General features: G+C 59.4%; 16 protein-coding genes. 5 read left to right on the forward strand and 11 right to left on the reverse strand.

Annotated elements, in window-relative coordinates; translation table 11 throughout:
- Positions 1 to 10: 10 nt before the first annotated feature.
- Together AC2FFF_RS06470 and AC2FFF_RS06475 are read left to right on the forward strand one after the other, a co-directional pair.
- Positions 11 to 721 carry an AzlC family ABC transporter permease gene (locus AC2FFF_RS06470; RefSeq protein WP_281972575.1) on the forward strand — a complete coding sequence of 237 codons (711 nt, stop codon included), beginning with the start codon at positions 11 to 13 and terminating at the stop codon, positions 719 to 721.
- Complete coding sequence (locus AC2FFF_RS06475; RefSeq protein WP_142635382.1) at positions 718 to 1,050, forward strand: AzlD domain-containing protein; 333 nt, start codon at positions 718 to 720, stop codon at positions 1,048 to 1,050. The genes AC2FFF_RS06470 and AC2FFF_RS06475 overlap by 4 nt, the downstream gene beginning before the upstream one ends.
- On the opposite strand, the gene AC2FFF_RS06480 is transcribed toward AC2FFF_RS06475, so the two are convergent.
- From AC2FFF_RS06480 to AC2FFF_RS06510, 7 genes are all read right to left on the reverse strand, one after another.
- Positions 1,039 to 1,671, reverse strand: coding sequence for a hypothetical protein (locus tag AC2FFF_RS06480; RefSeq protein WP_271948503.1), 633 nt, complete (start codon positions 1,669 to 1,671; stop codon positions 1,039 to 1,041). The two genes, AC2FFF_RS06475 and AC2FFF_RS06480, sit on opposite strands and share 12 nt — an antisense overlap.
- A 21-nt stretch (positions 1,672 to 1,692) precedes the next feature.
- Entirely contained in the window at positions 1,693 to 1,827 is a 135-nt protein-coding gene (locus AC2FFF_RS06485) for an aa3-type cytochrome c oxidase subunit IV (RefSeq protein ID WP_142635378.1), read from the reverse strand.
- 68 nt (positions 1,828 to 1,895) lie between these two features.
- Positions 1,896 to 2,456 carry a hypothetical protein gene (locus tag AC2FFF_RS06490; RefSeq protein WP_281972576.1) on the reverse strand — a complete coding sequence of 187 codons (561 nt, stop codon included), beginning with the start codon at positions 2,454 to 2,456 and terminating at the stop codon, positions 1,896 to 1,898.
- The gene (locus tag AC2FFF_RS06495; RefSeq protein ID WP_281972577.1) at positions 2,443 to 4,308 is read right to left on the reverse strand and encodes a glycerophosphodiester phosphodiesterase; all 1,866 of its coding nucleotides are present in this window, start codon (positions 4,306 to 4,308) and stop codon (positions 2,443 to 2,445) included. The genes AC2FFF_RS06490 and AC2FFF_RS06495 overlap by 14 nt, the downstream gene beginning before the upstream one ends.
- 36 nt (positions 4,309 to 4,344) lie before the next feature.
- Positions 4,345 to 4,794, reverse strand: a complete 450-nt coding sequence (locus AC2FFF_RS06500) for a DUF6173 family protein (RefSeq protein ID WP_142635374.1) — start codon at positions 4,792 to 4,794, stop codon at positions 4,345 to 4,347.
- Positions 4,795 to 4,799: 5 nt separating this feature from the next.
- Positions 4,800 to 5,846, reverse strand: coding sequence for an MBL fold metallo-hydrolase (locus tag AC2FFF_RS06505; protein WP_281972578.1), 1,047 nt, complete (start codon positions 5,844 to 5,846; stop codon positions 4,800 to 4,802).
- Positions 5,846 to 7,552, reverse strand: coding sequence for an acyl-CoA dehydrogenase (locus AC2FFF_RS06510; RefSeq protein ID WP_281972579.1), 1,707 nt, complete (start codon positions 7,550 to 7,552; stop codon positions 5,846 to 5,848). The genes AC2FFF_RS06505 and AC2FFF_RS06510 overlap by 1 nt, the downstream gene beginning before the upstream one ends.
- A 138-nt stretch (positions 7,553 to 7,690) precedes the next feature.
- On the opposite strand from AC2FFF_RS06510, the gene AC2FFF_RS06515 reads away from it, so the two are divergent.
- Positions 7,691 to 8,641 (forward strand): L-threonylcarbamoyladenylate synthase, encoded by a 951-nt coding sequence (locus AC2FFF_RS06515; protein WP_281972580.1) that lies wholly within the window; start codon positions 7,691 to 7,693, stop codon positions 8,639 to 8,641.
- On the opposite strand, the gene AC2FFF_RS06520 is transcribed toward AC2FFF_RS06515, so the two are convergent.
- The gene (locus tag AC2FFF_RS06520) at positions 8,642 to 9,196 is read right to left on the reverse strand and encodes a YqgE/AlgH family protein (RefSeq protein ID WP_142635367.1); all 555 of its coding nucleotides are present in this window, start codon (positions 9,194 to 9,196) and stop codon (positions 8,642 to 8,644) included.
- Between the two features lie 145 nt (positions 9,197 to 9,341).
- Between AC2FFF_RS06520 and AC2FFF_RS06525 the strand changes: the two genes are divergently transcribed.
- Positions 9,342 to 10,154 (forward strand): protein-disulfide reductase DsbD domain-containing protein, encoded by an 813-nt coding sequence (locus AC2FFF_RS06525; protein ID WP_281972581.1) that lies wholly within the window; start codon positions 9,342 to 9,344, stop codon positions 10,152 to 10,154.
- A gap of 7 nt (positions 10,155 to 10,161) precedes the next feature.
- Positions 10,162 to 10,578: an NUDIX hydrolase gene (locus tag AC2FFF_RS06530; RefSeq protein WP_345741806.1), complete on the forward strand. Its 417-nt coding sequence runs from the start codon at positions 10,162 to 10,164 to the stop codon at positions 10,576 to 10,578.
- On the opposite strand, the gene AC2FFF_RS06535 is transcribed toward AC2FFF_RS06530, so the two are convergent.
- The 3 genes from AC2FFF_RS06535 to moaB form a co-directional block, all read right to left on the reverse strand.
- The gene (locus AC2FFF_RS06535) at positions 10,575 to 13,973 is read right to left on the reverse strand and encodes an efflux RND transporter permease subunit (protein ID WP_271948515.1); all 3,399 of its coding nucleotides are present in this window, start codon (positions 13,971 to 13,973) and stop codon (positions 10,575 to 10,577) included. The genes AC2FFF_RS06530 and AC2FFF_RS06535 overlap by 4 nt on opposite strands.
- Before the next feature lie 5 nt (positions 13,974 to 13,978).
- The gene (locus AC2FFF_RS06540; protein WP_282021656.1) at positions 13,979 to 15,433 is read right to left on the reverse strand and encodes an efflux RND transporter periplasmic adaptor subunit; all 1,455 of its coding nucleotides are present in this window, start codon (positions 15,431 to 15,433) and stop codon (positions 13,979 to 13,981) included.
- A gap of 104 nt (positions 15,434 to 15,537) precedes the next feature.
- Positions 15,538 to 16,080: a molybdenum cofactor biosynthesis protein B gene (gene moaB / locus AC2FFF_RS06545; RefSeq protein WP_281995252.1), complete on the reverse strand. Its 543-nt coding sequence runs from the start codon at positions 16,078 to 16,080 to the stop codon at positions 15,538 to 15,540.
- Between the last annotated feature and the right edge of the window lie 3 nt (positions 16,081 to 16,083).

The raw sequence follows: 16,083 nt of genomic DNA on the forward strand, positions 1-16,083 counted from the left end.
GGAATTTGCCATGGCTTACACCACATCCAAGTCATACTTCTGGAAGGGTTTTCGTGATGGAGCGCCGTTTATCTTTGTGGCAATTCCGTTCGGCACCCTTTTCGGCGTATTTGCGACCGAGGCTGGGCTGGATATTGTTCAGACAATCGCCTTTTCGGCGGCGGTCTTTGCCGGGGCGGCCCAGTTCACCGCCCTGCAGCTTTTGCAGGATAACACACCCAGCCTGATCGTTCTGGCATCGGCCCTCGCGGTAAACCTACGCGTGGCAATGTATTCGGCCTCACTGACACCTTATCTTGGGGCGGCCCCCCTGTGGCAACGGGCCTGCGCCGCCTATCTGACGGTCGATCAGTCCTATGCCTGCTCCATTGTACAGTTCGAAAAAGAGCCCGATATGACCGTGCCGCAGCGCATGGCCTATTTCTTTGGCTCGGTCACACCGATCACGCCGCTTTGGATTTTGGCAACTTATCTGGGCGCAGTTTTGGGCGCACAGATTCCAGAAAGCTGGGCGCTGGATTTTGCACTTCCGATCACATTCCTGGCAATGATCGGGCCGATGATGAGGACGCTTGCCCATGTCATCGCCGCCTTAGTCGCCATAACCGTTGCTCTGTTGACCGTAGGCGTGCCGTTCAACCTGGGCCTGCTGATCGCCGGGACCGCCGGGATGATCGCAGGGGCGCAGGCCGAATTGATGTTAGAGCGGAATAGGCCATGACACAGATTGATCCGGTGACCATGTGGAGCATTATCGTTGGCTTGGCGATTGGCAGCTTTGCCCTACGCTTTACCTTTATAGGCATCGTCGGAGACCGCCCGATGCCACCCTGGTTGTTACGCCATCTGCGCTATACCGCCGTTGCCATCGTCCCGGCCCTGATTGCGCCGCTGGTGGTCTGGCCAACCGCAACGGATGGTCAGCCCGACGTGCCGCGCATGGCCGCCGCAGCGGTTGCTTTGGCGGTTGGTGTCATCACAAAAAACGTGGTCATTGCCATCTTTGCCGGGGCGGGCACGCTCTATGGCTTGCTGTACCTATTGGGTTGAGGCCGCTTCCAACTGGTTCAGGCGCGCATTGTTCGAGGCCAAACCGGCCTGCAGGTCAGCATCGTCATTCTCGCGGTATTCGGTGGTCACGACGCCGGGGAGTTCACCGAACTGATCGGACAGCTTGACCGGGTAGAAGGTCGTATTGATCTGCTCGAAACCCGGCACCTGCTGCAAAAGCTGCGAGGTCGAGTTGGCGCAAAAAGCTTCGGAGACAGGGCCCATCTGCTTGGCCAGTTGCAGGGCAATTTCGGCCTGCTGTGGTGTCACCTGAATCGTCTGGATACGCGCATAATGCGTTTCGCGCGCGTGGCTGCTGCGATAAGCGCGTTCGACATTCGGCGTGATGCCATACAGAACATCGTTCCGGATCGGCACTACATCGGCGCGAAACGATCCGGCGGGGTCAAAGATTACCCTCTCGCTGCCGCTTATCATCAGCGAGGTATGCGCCCCCGAACCGGTCCGGGTGCTGATCATGGTATAGAGCGTCAGTGTTGATGGTCCCGGATCACGATAGGAACGGGCCACAACTTCGGTCTGATCGGCCTGCGGACGCTGCGAACCGGCGCAGCCAGCCACTGTTGCTGCCAGCAGGCAGGCAATCACAAATCTGATCACGGCGGTCAGCCTCGCCCGGGATTAAGCGGCGAAAACCGCCAGAAACAGGCAAAGGAAAGCAATCGCCACCACGCACCATGTGGTCGCTTTTACGAAACCGTTGAAGGTTTTGGTTTGAACGGTGATGTCCATTTCGCCGTGCTTATGTTCAGCCATGATTTTCAGAATCCTAATTCGCGTGTTTGATACGTTGGATAGTCGAAAATCCCGGGCCTGTCACCACGTCATTCGGGCGCAGGTGACACGGAATCAAAGACCGAACACCCGCGATATCCGAACCCCCACCGCCAGGGCAGGCCCGAACAGGGCGCCCCGCCCAATCGCACCGCGCCATACATGGCCTCGGCGGTTATGGCATGGGCGGATCGTATCTGATCCGAAGTCATGTCATAGCGTTCGGCGTAAATTTCGGCGTTCTCATCCCCGTGTTGCTGCACGCAGGCCCTCAGGCTGTCATCGGCTGACAGGCGCGCGTCATAACTGTCTTCGGGGCGCAGACCTCCGCCCGCGTGGTGATAGGCCCGGTCATGGCTGACACAGCAACTCTCCCATGGGGGATGCGCCTCGAACAAAGCCTGAAAGCTGGGAAACCTGTCGGCCACAAAGCGCCAACTGGCTGACAACCCGCCCGAGCAGCCATCCGTTTCAAACGGCGTCAATTCCGCAGCGCCCCGCTGTGCGATCAGCGCGCGATGGGCGGGCATCTCAAGACTGCGCATAAAGTCCTGCGCGCCGACTGGCGCCGCGATCAGCGCCAGAGAAACGGCCAGTTTACGGGCTTTCATCGCGCATCGCATCGGTATCAACGGCCATGCCGAGCACCGTTGCCAGCCACAGCATCAGACGTTCAGCCGGCCCCATTTCAGCGCGGATACGCAAGACTTCTTTGGCCATTGCCGGTCGGTCCGTGATCAGCCCATCCACCCCCATCGAGGCCATGGCCGACATCTGCAACGGGTCATTCACCGTCCAGACATAGAGATCCTTGCCCGCGGCCTGCACCGAACGTACCAGCCCCGGCGTGGCCATGGCGGCGTTGACAGCCACAAAATCCCCTTCGAGACCCGACAGATCGCCCACAGCGGTTGCCGCCAAAACCCCCGCGCGCCAATCCGGGCGCAGTGCCTTCATCTTTTGCACAGCTGGATATTTCAACGACATGGTGGCGATGTCATCCTCCATGCCGAATTCCTCGACCAAGGCCACCACGCGGTTTTCCAGATTGACGTCATGACCGTAATATTTCAACTCGATGATCACCTTGGCCCTGCCTTTGGCCGCAGCCAGTACGTCGCGCAGTGTCGGCGTGCGTTCATCTGCGTATTCCGGGCCATACCAACTGCCGATATCGATCTCGGCCACGTCTTCCATCGTGGCATCCCAGACCTTCAGGTTCACCCCGGCCAGCTTCATGAAATCGCTATCATGGGCGACGATTATCTCATCATCCGCCGTTTCCTGCACGTCGATTTCAACCCAGTCCGCCCCGTCCTCAATCGCCTTCAGAACCGAGGCCATGGTGTTTTCCGGCCGCAACGCAGCGGCACCACGGTGGCCGATCACCTCGGCCCTGTCAGGGGCCTGAACGCGTTCCAGCAGGGATTGACCGAACCAGAGCCCGACCAATACCGCCACCGCCGCAATGCCAACAGCACTCAGCAGACCAATGCGCAGATTGCCTGGTGCGGGATGTGGTGGTTCAGAAGTCCGGATCTCGAAAAAACCGTCCAGCAAAACCGCCAGTGCTCCCAGCGCGGTGGCTGCCAAAACCAGCCCGGCCAACGACCAGAGCCCGGCGACCAGAAGGCTGTAAACTAGCGCCAGCCGCAGATGCTCTGCCCCCTGCAGGGGCACCAACACGAATAATGATCCCGCGCCCCAAGCGATCAGCGCGGCAAGAACTGCCCTCAGCCCCAGCCAGAACACCAGTGCGATCTTGAGCCGCCCGCGCTTGCCCTCCATCCGATCCGCGCTGACCTGGAAAGCATCAGCCGGTGGCAGGTTTTCGAACAGAACCAGATGCAGTCCCAGCGCCCATGCGGACAGCTTGCGGATCAGCACCCATGCCATGACCAGCACCACAACTCCGATCAGCGCAACGGCGATCCAGAAAGACGGCGGATGGAAGGTCAGGTAATAGTTGATGTCATACTCGGTCAGCGTCCACCAGGCGATCAGAGCAGCGACAGCGGCGAAAGGCAGGATCAACAGGATGATCCGCAGAACCAGGCGTGCAGCAAATCCAAACAGCGCAGGCAGGCGCGACAGGATCAATTTGATCGCCGCGCTCCCCGCGCGCCACGGATCGCTTTCGCCCATCCTCAGCGACCCGGCCATGACCGAGAAGACAAAGATCTCGGCCAGCAGGAACAGGCTGAGCATTGCGATTGCGACCGCAAACCCCAGCGGAGACAGGATGAACGCGGCAATATCCTGATCCGTCAGGGCGGTCTGGCTGGAGAGCGAAACCGCTAGGTTCACCGCAATCGCCACGCCCGGCGCAATCAGCGCAATCAGCAACAGGCGCACGACGACATAGATCGGCACAAAGACCCGGCGGCGTGCCCACGCGCCCTTGTATGCTTTTGTAACGGCAGAGAAAGTGGCCACGTTGCGCCCCCCAAATGATTGATTCATTCAAGGCTGCGCAGACGAGAATTGCAAGTCAGGCTATCAGTTTTCTTCCAGATCAGCCGCCAGTCGGAATCCGATGCGATTGGCGGGCTTATCCTCGACCGATTTGGGCAGCGCTCGCAGCATTACATTCAACTGGCTGACATGCTGCACGAGTTGGGTTCGCGCCCCGGACCCATCTGCGCCGTAAAAAGTGATGATATCAGGGTCGAAATAGCCCATTCCTTCGATCCGCATTACCCCGGCATCACCGCCAGTAAATCCCATGGCGACCTCATGATCCGCATCCAGCGTATTCTCGAAATTCTGGATATACAGGATCAACCGTTCATAGGCCCATTGCGCCGAGCTTTTGGTGGCTACGGGCTTTTGCAACTGGCCGGGCAGGTCCTTGGCGCCGGATTTCGCATCCGGGTTGGCATGCACCTCGTAACATCGGGGCAATGCTGCTGATTCCGCTGCCTCGGCTGAGGTTTCGATCTTGTCCATGCCTTCTACCCTTTGCGCTGAAACTCCCACGCCCCGTCCGCGTGCCGCGTTCGGGTAACAGCACCAATGTGGTAGAGATGGTTCAGATGTGCAACTGCTTCGACCAGAGCAAGCCCATACTCTCCTTCACCGATCTGGCGTTTGAACAAGGGCACAAAGCACTCAGCAGCGGTTTTGGGCTGGTCCAGATAATTCTGCAGACGGTCCAGCGCGCTGTGGTGGTTGTCGATCAACTGCCTCATCCTGACCGGCAGGCCGGTAAAGGGCAGTTTGTGCCCGCCCAGCGCCATATGATCCGGGCGCGCCAGGTCCTGCAGGCGCTCGCAGGCTTCCATCCACTCCGCCACTGGATCCGCCATGGGCTCGGTAACATAGACGCCCAGATTGGGGCTGATCGAGCTGAGAACCTGGTCACCCGTGATCACAAGATTATCGTCACGGCTCCAAAAAGTTGCATGTTCGGGAGCGTGGCCATTGCCCATATGAACATCCCAGTCGCGCCCACCCATACGAATGACGCTGCCCTGTTTGATCCGGGTAAAGCCCAGCGGCATCGGATAGACCGTGTCGCAGAAATTGAAGGGCCGTTCTGTCATCCTTTTGGCAAGGAAATCGGCATCCATCCCGGCGCTTCGGTAGTAATCCAGCGTTTCCTGCGGCCAGTTTTCCTGCACATCCAGAGTCAGCATCCGTGCAAACAGCCATGCAGTACGCGACGTGACCAGCTCGGCCCCGTGTTCAGATTGAAACCAACCAGCATTGCCAACGTGATCGGGATGGTGATGGGTCACCACCACGCGCGTCACGGGTTTTCCCCCCAGCGGTCCCGCCATCAGGTCCGCCCAAATACGGCGCGTCTTGTTCGAGGACATGCCAGTGTCGATCACCGTCCATCCGTCGCCATCATCCAGCGCATAGATATTGACGTGATCCAGCGCCATAGGCAGCGGCAACCGCATCCAAAGCACGCCTTCGGCAATTTCAACGGCCTCGCCCAGGGCCGGAGCCTCGGGCCAAGGATAGCGGATCGTCAAATGTGTATCACCGTCCATCAGGCAGCTACCATTTCCTCGGCGCTGAGAGCAAAGACGTCATCTGCACCGTTCTGCGCCTGAACCAAAAGCCCCGAAAACTCAGGCAACAGCGCATTGATATAAAAGCGTGCCAGCTTGAAACGGGTGCCGTTTGGCTCGGCCAGGGCCGCCTTGAGGTGATAGTGACCGCCCAGAACGCGGGCGAATGCCTTCAGATAGGGCACGGCGCCGGCAAATCGCGTGTTCATGTCGGACTGCGATATCAGCCACTCGGTCGTTTCACGCAGGCTTTCCGTGGCCTCCCAGACAGGACCCGCCAGTTCCGGCATCGACCCACGCGCACGTTCGGCGTGATCCTCGATTTCGTCCAGCAAACGGGACGCCGCTTCGCCGCCATCCATCATCTTGCGTGCGACAAGGTCCATGGCCTGAATGCCGTTGGTGCCCTCGTAAATCGCGGTCACACGGACGTCGCGATAGAACTGTGCCGCGCCGGTTTCCTCGATAAAGCCCATACCGCCATGGACCTGCACGCCTTCTTCCGAAACCCGCATACCGGTTTCGGTACCGAAGGCCTTGTTGATCGGCGTCAACAAGGCCGCGCGCGAAACCCAGTCTGCGTCGCCTGTTGCATTGGCCATATCAATCGCGGCTGCGTTTGCAAGCATGATCGCACGCGCAGCAAAAGTATCCGCACGCATGCTCATCAGCATCCGGCGTACATCGGCGTGATCGAGGATTGTGCCCGAAGGTGTCTTGCCTTGTTTCCGCTCAAGCGCATATTCTAGGGCCTGCTGATAGGCGCCTTCGGCGGCACCGATACCCTGTCCGCCGACGCCCAGTCGCGCGTTGTTCATCATGGTGAACATCGCAGCCATTCCGCCATGTTCCTTACCCACAAGCCAACCTTTGGCGCCATCATACTGCATCACGCAAGTTGGCGAACCATGCAGGCCCATCTTGTGCTCGAGCGAAACCACTTTCAGGTCATTTGCCACACCTGGATTGCCATTCTCGTCCGGCAGGTGCTTGGGGACCAGAAACAGCGATATTCCCTTGGTTCCGGGAACTGCATCGGGCAGGCGTGCCAACACCAGATGGCACACGTTTTCAGCAAAATCGTTGTCACCCCAGGAAATGAAGATCTTCTGACCAGACACCGAATAAGTGCCATCTCCATTCGGTTCTGCCTTCGACGTCAGCGCACCCACATCCGATCCCGCCTGCGGCTCGGTCAGGTTCATCGTGCCCGACCATTCACCAGCGATCATTTTGGGCAGGTACAGGTTCTTCAGCTCATCACTTGCGTGGTGCTCCAGTGCTTCGATCTGGCCCTGCGTCATCAGCGGCGCCAGTTGCAGTGACAGGCAGGCCGCAGACATCATCTCGTTGACGGCAGTGGTCAAGGTCATCGGCAGCCCCATACCGCCATATTCGGGATCAGCGCTCATGCCGATCCAGCCCCCCTCAGCTATAGCGTTCCAACCGTCGCTAAATCCTGGCGAGGTACGCAACACGCCGTTTTCCAGACGCGCGGGCTCTAGGTCTCCGTTCCGCTGAAGCGGCGCCATGACCTCTTCGCAGAGTTTTCCAGCCTCGGTCAGGATGGCGCTGACGACGTCTTCGCTTGCTTCCGCGAACTTGTCGGTCGCTGCAATACGATCAAAATCAACCGCATGGCGGAACAGAAATTCGTAATCTGCAACTGGTGCGCGATAGGGCATAATATTACCTCGGGGCTGTCTTGAACGGTCCGCGACGCCGGGGTTGGAAATCCGCTGACTCGCCGTTATTCATCTGGGTTTGAACGATTACGTACCCATCCTTATGCTACAAGCAATCAAAACGCGGCGTCACTCACAATGATCTCTAACACTACACTCGAACTGTCAGCCGACCCGGCGGGAATTGCTCAGGCTGCGGATCTTCTGAGGCAGGGACAGCTGGTCGCTTTCCCGACTGAAACGGTCTATGGGCTGGGTGGGGATGCCCGCAACGGAGAGGCTGTCGCCAGCATCTATGCCGCCAAGGGCCGACCCAGTTTCAACCCTCTGATTGCGCATGTCGCATCGGTAGAGTCCGCGCGCAGGTTTGTTGAATGGTCAGATCAGGCCGAGGCGTTGGCACAGGCGTTCTGGCCCGGCCCGCTGACTCTGGTTCTGCCGCTGCGGGAAGGGCACGGTGTATCATCGCTTGTCACTGCCGGGCTGGATACATTGGCGGTTCGGGTGCCTGCGCATCCTTCTGCCCGGGCTATTCTCGAGATGTTCGACGGGCCGGTCGCTGCGCCCTCGGCCAACCCTTCGGGACAGATCAGCCCGACAACAGCCGCGCATGTCCGCGCCGGTCTGGACGGGCGCATCGCTGCCATTCTGGATGACGGTCCCTGTGGTGTCGGACTGGAATCCACCATTGTCGGCCTCGCTGGAGAACCTGCTCTGCTACGCCCCGGAGGGGTGGCTTTGGACCAGATCGAGGCAGCTCTTGGCTCGGCATTGCATCTGCATCAATCGGGCGACACGCTAACAGCACCCGGACAGATGCTGTCGCATTACGCCCCGGACGTGGCGGTCCGGTTGCACGCGCAGACTACACATGGTGACGAGATTCTCTTGGGATTTGGACCGGTCAAATGCGACCTGAACCTGTCCGCTGATGGCAACCTGACCGAGGCGGCGGCCAATCTGTTTGCGGCTTTGCACAAGCTCAACAGCACCGGACGCCCGATTGCCGTGTCCCCTATTCCGGACCACGGATTGGGTGCCGCTATCAACGACCGGTTGCGCCGGGCCGCAGCGCCACGTGACAGTTGATCAGGCGCGCCCTGCGCTGGCCGACAAAGTCAGAGGATCGACGCCCAGCGTTGCCAGCGCCGCCTCCCATTTCTGATCATCGGGGACATCGAACACCAGCTTCGAATCCGCCTCGGTTGTGAGCCATCCGTTCATCGCGATCTCATCCTCAAGCTGCCCGGGTCCCCAGCCTGAATACCCTAGCGTCAGCATAGAATTCAGCGGCCCTTGCCCCGAGGCCAGGTCTTCAAGCACGTCCAACGTTGCAGTCATGCTGAAATCGTCCGAAATCTGCAGGGAATGGAGGTTCGCGTCATAATCGGCGCTGTGCAGGACGAATCCGCGCGACATCTCGACCGGGCCGCCGAAATGCACCAGGCGCTCACCCACGATCGGGATACGGCAAGCGATGTTCAACTGACCCAGCAGCGTCTTTATGCGTAAATCCGAAGGTTTGTTGATGATCAGACCCATCGCGCCATCGTCGCCATGGCTGCAAATATAGACAACCGAATGATCGAAACGCGGATCGCCCATCCCAGGCATCGCAATCAACAGTTTACCGGTCAGATCCATAAGACGACATCTCTTGCTGAGCTCCCATCAACAATGCCCCCGCAGTCCCGGTATTGGCAAGGGACGAGCGGCGATTTCGCTAGATTTCATTCGAGTGACCCGAACGTGACTTGGAATTCGCCTCGAGACCACGCATTTATAGGGTATGAACATTCACAAGACATTTCTGGCAGCCGCCCTTGCCGTGACCGTTGGCGCGATTGGACCGGCATCTGCACAAGTGGTCGGCTCGGTGGCCGAATTGGATATCCTGGACGGCGGGCGCACAGCAAATGGAGCCTATCTTGGGGCGCTGCGGGTGACCCTGCAGGACGGCTGGAAGACCTATTGGCGGGCGCCGGGCGATGCGGGTATTCCGCCACAGTTCGACTGGAAAAGATCAACCAATGTCGGCAGCGTGTCGATCACATGGCCCGCGCCGGATGTTTTTGACCAGAATGGCCTGCAGTCGATTGGATACGAAAATCAAATGGTCCTGCCGGTCGAGATTTCGCCGAAGAACCCGGCCAAACCCGTGCGGCTGAAAGGCACGGTGGATCTGGGGGTCTGCAAAGACGTCTGCATCCCGGAACGTTTGGGCTTCGATCATACCCTGAACGCTGAGGCAGAGCGCAACCCGACGATCGCGGCGGCACTGGCCAAGCGTCCCTATTCCGCCAAAGAAGCCCGGGTCGCCAACGCGCGGTGCCACCTGACCCCGACATCTGACGGAATGCAGATCGAGGCGCGCGTCACCATGCCATCCGCAGGTGGCCGCGAGATCGCCGTGATCGAACCCGGCAACCCCGAGCTGTGGGCCTCGCAAACCGACGCCAAACGGCAGGGCGGTACTCTGGTCGCCACATCCGAGGTGATCAACGCCTCGGGCGGTCCGTTTGCGCTGGATCGCTCAAAGATCCGGATCACTGTTCTGGGTGCCAATCACGCGGTGGACATTCTGGGGTGCAGCGCTGGCTGACCCCATGATGCAAACTCCGAAAATCGGTGCGCTTGCGGTCGTCATTCATGACGGGCACGTCCTTCTGGTTCAGCGCAGCAAGCAACCGGATAAGGGGCTATGGGGCTTTCCCGGCGGCCATGTGGAATGGGGCGAAACCGTCCTGCAGGCAGCACAGCGGGAACTGCGCGAAGAAACTTCGGTCATCGCTGAACCGTTGCGTTATCTGGATAATCTAGACCTTTTACGCCGCGACGCCCTGGGCGCTGTTCTGTCTCATTACCTGTTGGTTGGCGTGGCCTGCCGGTATCAGACCGGGCAACCGGTTGCGGGGGATGACGCAATGGATGCACGCTGGTTTCCACTGGACTTGATCCGACAAGGCGCACTGCCCATGAGCGACCGGGTCTCAAACCTGCTGGAAACCGCACTACGTCAGGGCTAGGCGGTGCGTCCTTTGAGACGGGCGTACAACAGGCCCGACAAAACAATGCTCACCACCAGAATCACCGTGGCGCCGGCAGTAAAAGCTCCTAACCCCATCCGCAGGATTGAGGGGCCCTCTGGCCCGGCATAAAGCCCCGAAACAAGGCCCGGTGGAGACCCGGTCACCGCAGGCCAGATCATCGTCAACGCAAACCAGAGCATCAAGGCAAACCCGGTGACAACAAGCGCCCCCTGCACCACACGATCCGGCGCCCGAATTGCGCGACGCATGGCCGTCATTGGCCGCGACAGATCGTTCAGGATCCCCAGCAGGGCAGGAACGAGCAGCAATACCAGCACCATACCAAACGCCAACCCATAGACCAGCGTGATCACGGTCGGTTTGAGGAACTGTGCCTGCTGCGATCCTTCGTACAATAGCGGGGTCAGGCCCAGAACCGTGGTCAGCGTCGTAAGCATTACTGGCCGCAATCTGTCCGATGTCCCCTCGACGATGGAGGGCATCAGCCCACGAGTCTGCTGATACTCGTCAATCGTCGTCACCAGAACAATCGAGTCGTTGATGATGATTCCGGTCATCCCAAGCAGGCCAACGACCGTGAACATGCTGAGCGGGACCTCCCAGATATAATGACCCCAAATGGTTCCGACCAAACCAAACGGAATGATCGCCATCACCACCAATGGTCGGGTCCAACTGGCAAAGACCCAGGCCAGCACCAGATAGATGCCCGTCAGGCACAGGATCAGACCGGTACGGGCTTCGGACAGAAACTCTTCTTCCTGCTCGCTCAGACCTGCCATGGTCCACTCGACCTGACGTGTGGCTGCGATATTGGGCAGAATTTCCTCGCTCATCGCACGGGCAATCTCGGCCGCGCGTGTTGGATCATCCTCGGAGATATCGCCATAGACCGAAATCACCCGCAGTCCGTTTTCCCGCCGCACGGTCGAGAATCCGGATTTGCGCTGAACCGAAACGATATCGGCCAACGGGACATAGACTCCATCGGGCGTGCGCATCAGTGTGCGTTCCAGGAAATCGGCGGTCAGTTCTCCTTCAGGCAATTCAACCCGGATCTCGGCACTGCGCGGGCCATCCGGGAAGGTCGCGGCCTCGATCCCGTTCAGACGGTCCCGCAGCACCCGGCCCAATGTTTCGATCCGAAAGCCCAGCGCCTGTCCCTGCGCGGTCAGATCCAAAATGTATTCTTCCTTGTCATAGGCCAGATTGTCTTCCAGCGCTGAAACCTCAGGGTATTTCGAAAGCGCGACCTGCAAGTCCTCGGAAGCCGTTTTAAGCGTGTTCACATCGGCGCCGTAGAGCTGCACGTCAATCGCATCTCCTCCCGGACCAGACCGCCAGCCCCTGAAGCTGAGCAGCTCAAGTTTGGGATGGCTTGGCGCCATTTCCTGCAACTCTCCGACAAACTCGAAGCTCGAATAGGGGCGCAGGTCGGCATCTATCAACTCGATCGAAATCCCGCCCAGCAAATCCGTGTCCTTGCCATCCGCTGCCGAAAGTGCACGGCCCGCGGATCCCCCGATCTCGGCCAGCACGTAATCAATGGGGTTGCGCCCGTGCCGCTCTTCATAGCGTTGGCCAAGCGCCTCTACCGAGGCCTGTAGTTGGTGCATCATGGCCAACGTATCCGCGCGGCCTGCGCCCTCGGCCATGATAAAATTGCCTGTAACCGATCCACGCTCGGGCGCATTGAAGAACCGCCAGTTCACGTCCCCGCGGATGAACAGGGAAATCTGGCTGGCCAGAATGACGATCATCGCCGACACCACCACATAGCGTGCCCAGATTACCCAGGCGATCAGCGGTCGGAACAGCGTATCGCGCACCCAGCGAAACCCCTTGTTAACCACACGGTTCGGCAGATCATACCAATGTTCCTTGGCAGAGTGCGCAATCGCGTGGGCCATATGGTTGGGCAGGATCAGAAAGCATTCGATCAGCGAGGCGATCAATACCGCTATCACCGTGAAGGGGATATCGCGGATTAACTCTCCGAAACGTCCACCAATCGCAGTCAGGCCAAAAAAGGCAATAACCGTGGTCAGCGTCGCAGCAAAGACCGGCATCGCCATGCGACGTGCGGCGCGTTCGGCGGCCACCATTGGTGGCTCACCCAGCCGTCGCGCGCGAAAATCGGCATGTTCACCCACAACGATGGCGTCATCCACGACGATACCCAGAGTGATAATCAAGCCGAACAACGAAACCATGTTGATCGACAGGCCACCGATATACATGAACGCAATCGCCGCCGACATTGCCACCGGGATACCCGCGGCAACCCAAAAGGCAATCCGCGCATTCAGAAACAGAAACAGAAGGCAGACCACAAGACCCAGCCCAACCAGCCCGTTATCGACCAGAATATCCAGCCGGTCGGTGATCGCTTGCGCCCGTGTCCGGATCAGCTCGGCCTTTACGCCCTCGGGCAGGCTGGCTTGCATCTGCGAGACGACATCTTCGACCGTGTGTTGAATTTCTATCGCGTCGCCCAGATTTGACCGGTCCACACGGACGGACATTGCCGGGTTCTTGCCAACAAAATAGCTGCGGTTTCGGGTAACCCCCTCGATCCGGATCTGCGCCACATCACCGATCAACAGCTTTGAGCCATCGGTGAAATTGCGCAGCGTAATCCCTTCGATCTCTTCCGGGCTGCGCTTTTCGGTGCCGGTGCGAATGCGCGCATTGGCCCCTGTCACATCCCCTGCCGGATTGGCGTTGACCTCGGCAGCGATGGCTATGGCGATCTCGGATAGGGTGATGTCGTTGGCGATCAGCTGTGCTGTGGGCACCTCGACTACAACGCGCGGCGCGGCGAGGCCCCGGATCGTGGTGCGGGTCACGCCAACAGCGAACAAACGGTTGATCAGCTCATCGGTGAACTTGGCCAGCTGTTCAGGATCGACAGGGCCGGTGACGACAACATCCGTGACGCGATCGCGCCAGGCACCGCGTCGGATGGTCGGCTCATCAGCGTCGTCTGGCAGGTTGGTGACACTGTCGACCGCTGTTCTGACCTCTTCGACCGCGCGAGACATATCCCAGTTCGGCTCGAACTCCATCCGGATCTGGGCTGTGCCCTCGCGCGAAGTCGAAGAGGTGCTGGACACGCCTTCAACGGCCAGAAGGGCCGGCTCCAACAACTGAACGATGCCATTATCGACATCTTCAGGACCAGCTCCATCCCAGCTAACGCTGACATCCACCCGTTCAAGGATCACATCGGGAAAGAACTGCGCCCGCATATTCGGGATGGCCGCCGCGCCCAGCACCAGCATAACTAGCAGCAGCAGGTTGGCGACCGTCCTGTGGCGCGTGAAATAGCTGAGTATCCCCCCAGCCGCGCCGGGAATTTCGCGCATCATCGCGCCTAACCTCCGGCTCGGTTTTCGATGCTGCGCACCAACGACGCGGGAACCTTGGCTTCGCCCAGTTGGCCAAGCACGCGGGCTTTGACATCTTGAGGCAATGCATCACTGGCTTCGACCTGCGCCACCAGCTGGGCACGCTGTTCCTCGGACAGCTCGACCATATCCGTCTGGCCCCCTGCGTTGGCCTCATCCCGCAGCGGCCTGACCCGGACACCGGCCCCAAGCAGAGGCGTTCGACCAATGACAACCTCGCGACTTTCCAACCCCCGCCCGCGCAGCAGCACCTCATCACCCTGACGGCGGATCAACTGCACCGGTAGAACCTCAAGCCGGTCATCCTTGCCCAGAATCAGAACCGTCCCTGCTGAATCCAGAACCGAGGACGGCAGGCGCACCACGTTCTCAAGCGGCTGTTCCTGAACCGAGACTGTCACGAAATCACCAGGCTTGAATCCCGAAGTATCCTCGAGCAAGGCATAAAGCAGGCGACCAGTTTGCCCTTCTCCGGCCGAGCCGCTATCGCGGCTTATGCGGCCCTGTGCCGCAAGATCTGCTCCTGTGACCTCTAGCGATACAGTGACCGGGGAATTGATCAGATCCCCTTCAGCATCCAGCAGGCGCACGAATTGCGCGGTCGAGACGCGAAAGGCCACCTCAAGTGCTTTAGGATCAACCAATTCGGCCAGTTTTTCGTTGGCTGACACCAGGCGACCCTCAACCAAAGTCACGTCGGTCAATGTTCCCCCAAACCGAGCGTGGATGGTCATGTCTTCCAAATCACGTTCGGCAGCCGCAAGCGCGATACGGGCACGGGCCAGCAAAGTCGTTGCCTGATCGACGCGCGATTCCGCCTGTGCCAGCGCGATCCTACGGGCCAAAACAGATTGCTGTGCCGATGCCTCGGCCAGTTCCGCCTCTTCCACGGATGCCGCCGCGCCTACTCCCCGGCTTTTCAAGTCTTTTTGACGCTGCAGGGCACGGCCCCGCAATTCGGCCTGCGCCTCGGCCGAGTTCAGCTCATCCTGCGCCAGTAGCAGCGACCGTTCGGCATCGCGTTCCTCAAACTGAGCATCCAGCAGGTCCGACTTGGCGCGATCCAGCGCCGATTGTGCATCCGCCGGATCAAGCTCGACCAGAACCTCTCCTGCAGTGACAGCACCGCCATCTTCGAAATCTTCGGACAAGGTTATCACACGGCCACCAAGCGCTGCACGTAGTTCCAGGCGGCGGCGGCTTTGCACCTCACCAAATGCTTCAAGATGAGGCGTTACGGTTTCCACTTCGGCATTCCGGACAGTAACCGCAAAAATGCGCTCCCGCGCCTGCGGAGCGGCATCCTCGCGCGTCAGAACATCCTGCACTGCACCCGCGATCATCTGAACCGCCACAAACAAGAGTGCCAACGTCAAGGACGTCAGGAAAACTCCGGCAAGGCTCTGCCTCAGAAAGCGCATTTACTATCACCCCGTTCGCATCAGGCTGGCATTTCAAAAGGTAGCTTTGCCCCGAAAAATGCCAAGCCACAAAGCGGTAATACACATTTGAACGTGTAACCAGCTTACTTCCGTCGCAGATGTTCGTCCAATCTGGGCATAATTTCCACGAAATTGCAGGGCCGGTGACGATAATCGAACTGTTTTAGCAATATTCCATCCCAGGCATCCTTGCAGGCACCGGGGCTGCCGGGCAATGCAAACAGATAGGTGCCCCCGGCGACGCCACCTGTGGCGCGCGACTGGACGGCAGAGGTGCCGATCTTTTGCATCGACAGGATTGTAAAAACCGTACCGAATGCGTCGATTTCCTTCTCGTAGACATCCCGATGCGCCTCGACTGTAACGTCGCGCCCTGTCAGGCCGGTACCCCCGGTCGAGATGACGGCATCTATTTCAGGATCTGCGATCCACACGCGCAGCTGTTCTGCAATCTGGGCGCGCTCATCCGGAAGGATCTTGCGGTCCGCGACCAAATGGCCCGCCGCCTGAATCCGATCCACCAAAGTCTGTCCCGATCGGTCCTCGGGCAGCGTCCGCGTATCCGAGACAGTGAGGACGGCGATCCGAACTGGAATGAATTTTTTGCTTTCGTCGATGCGTGACATATG

This window comes from Ruegeria sp. YTSA226, from assembly GCF_059609905.1.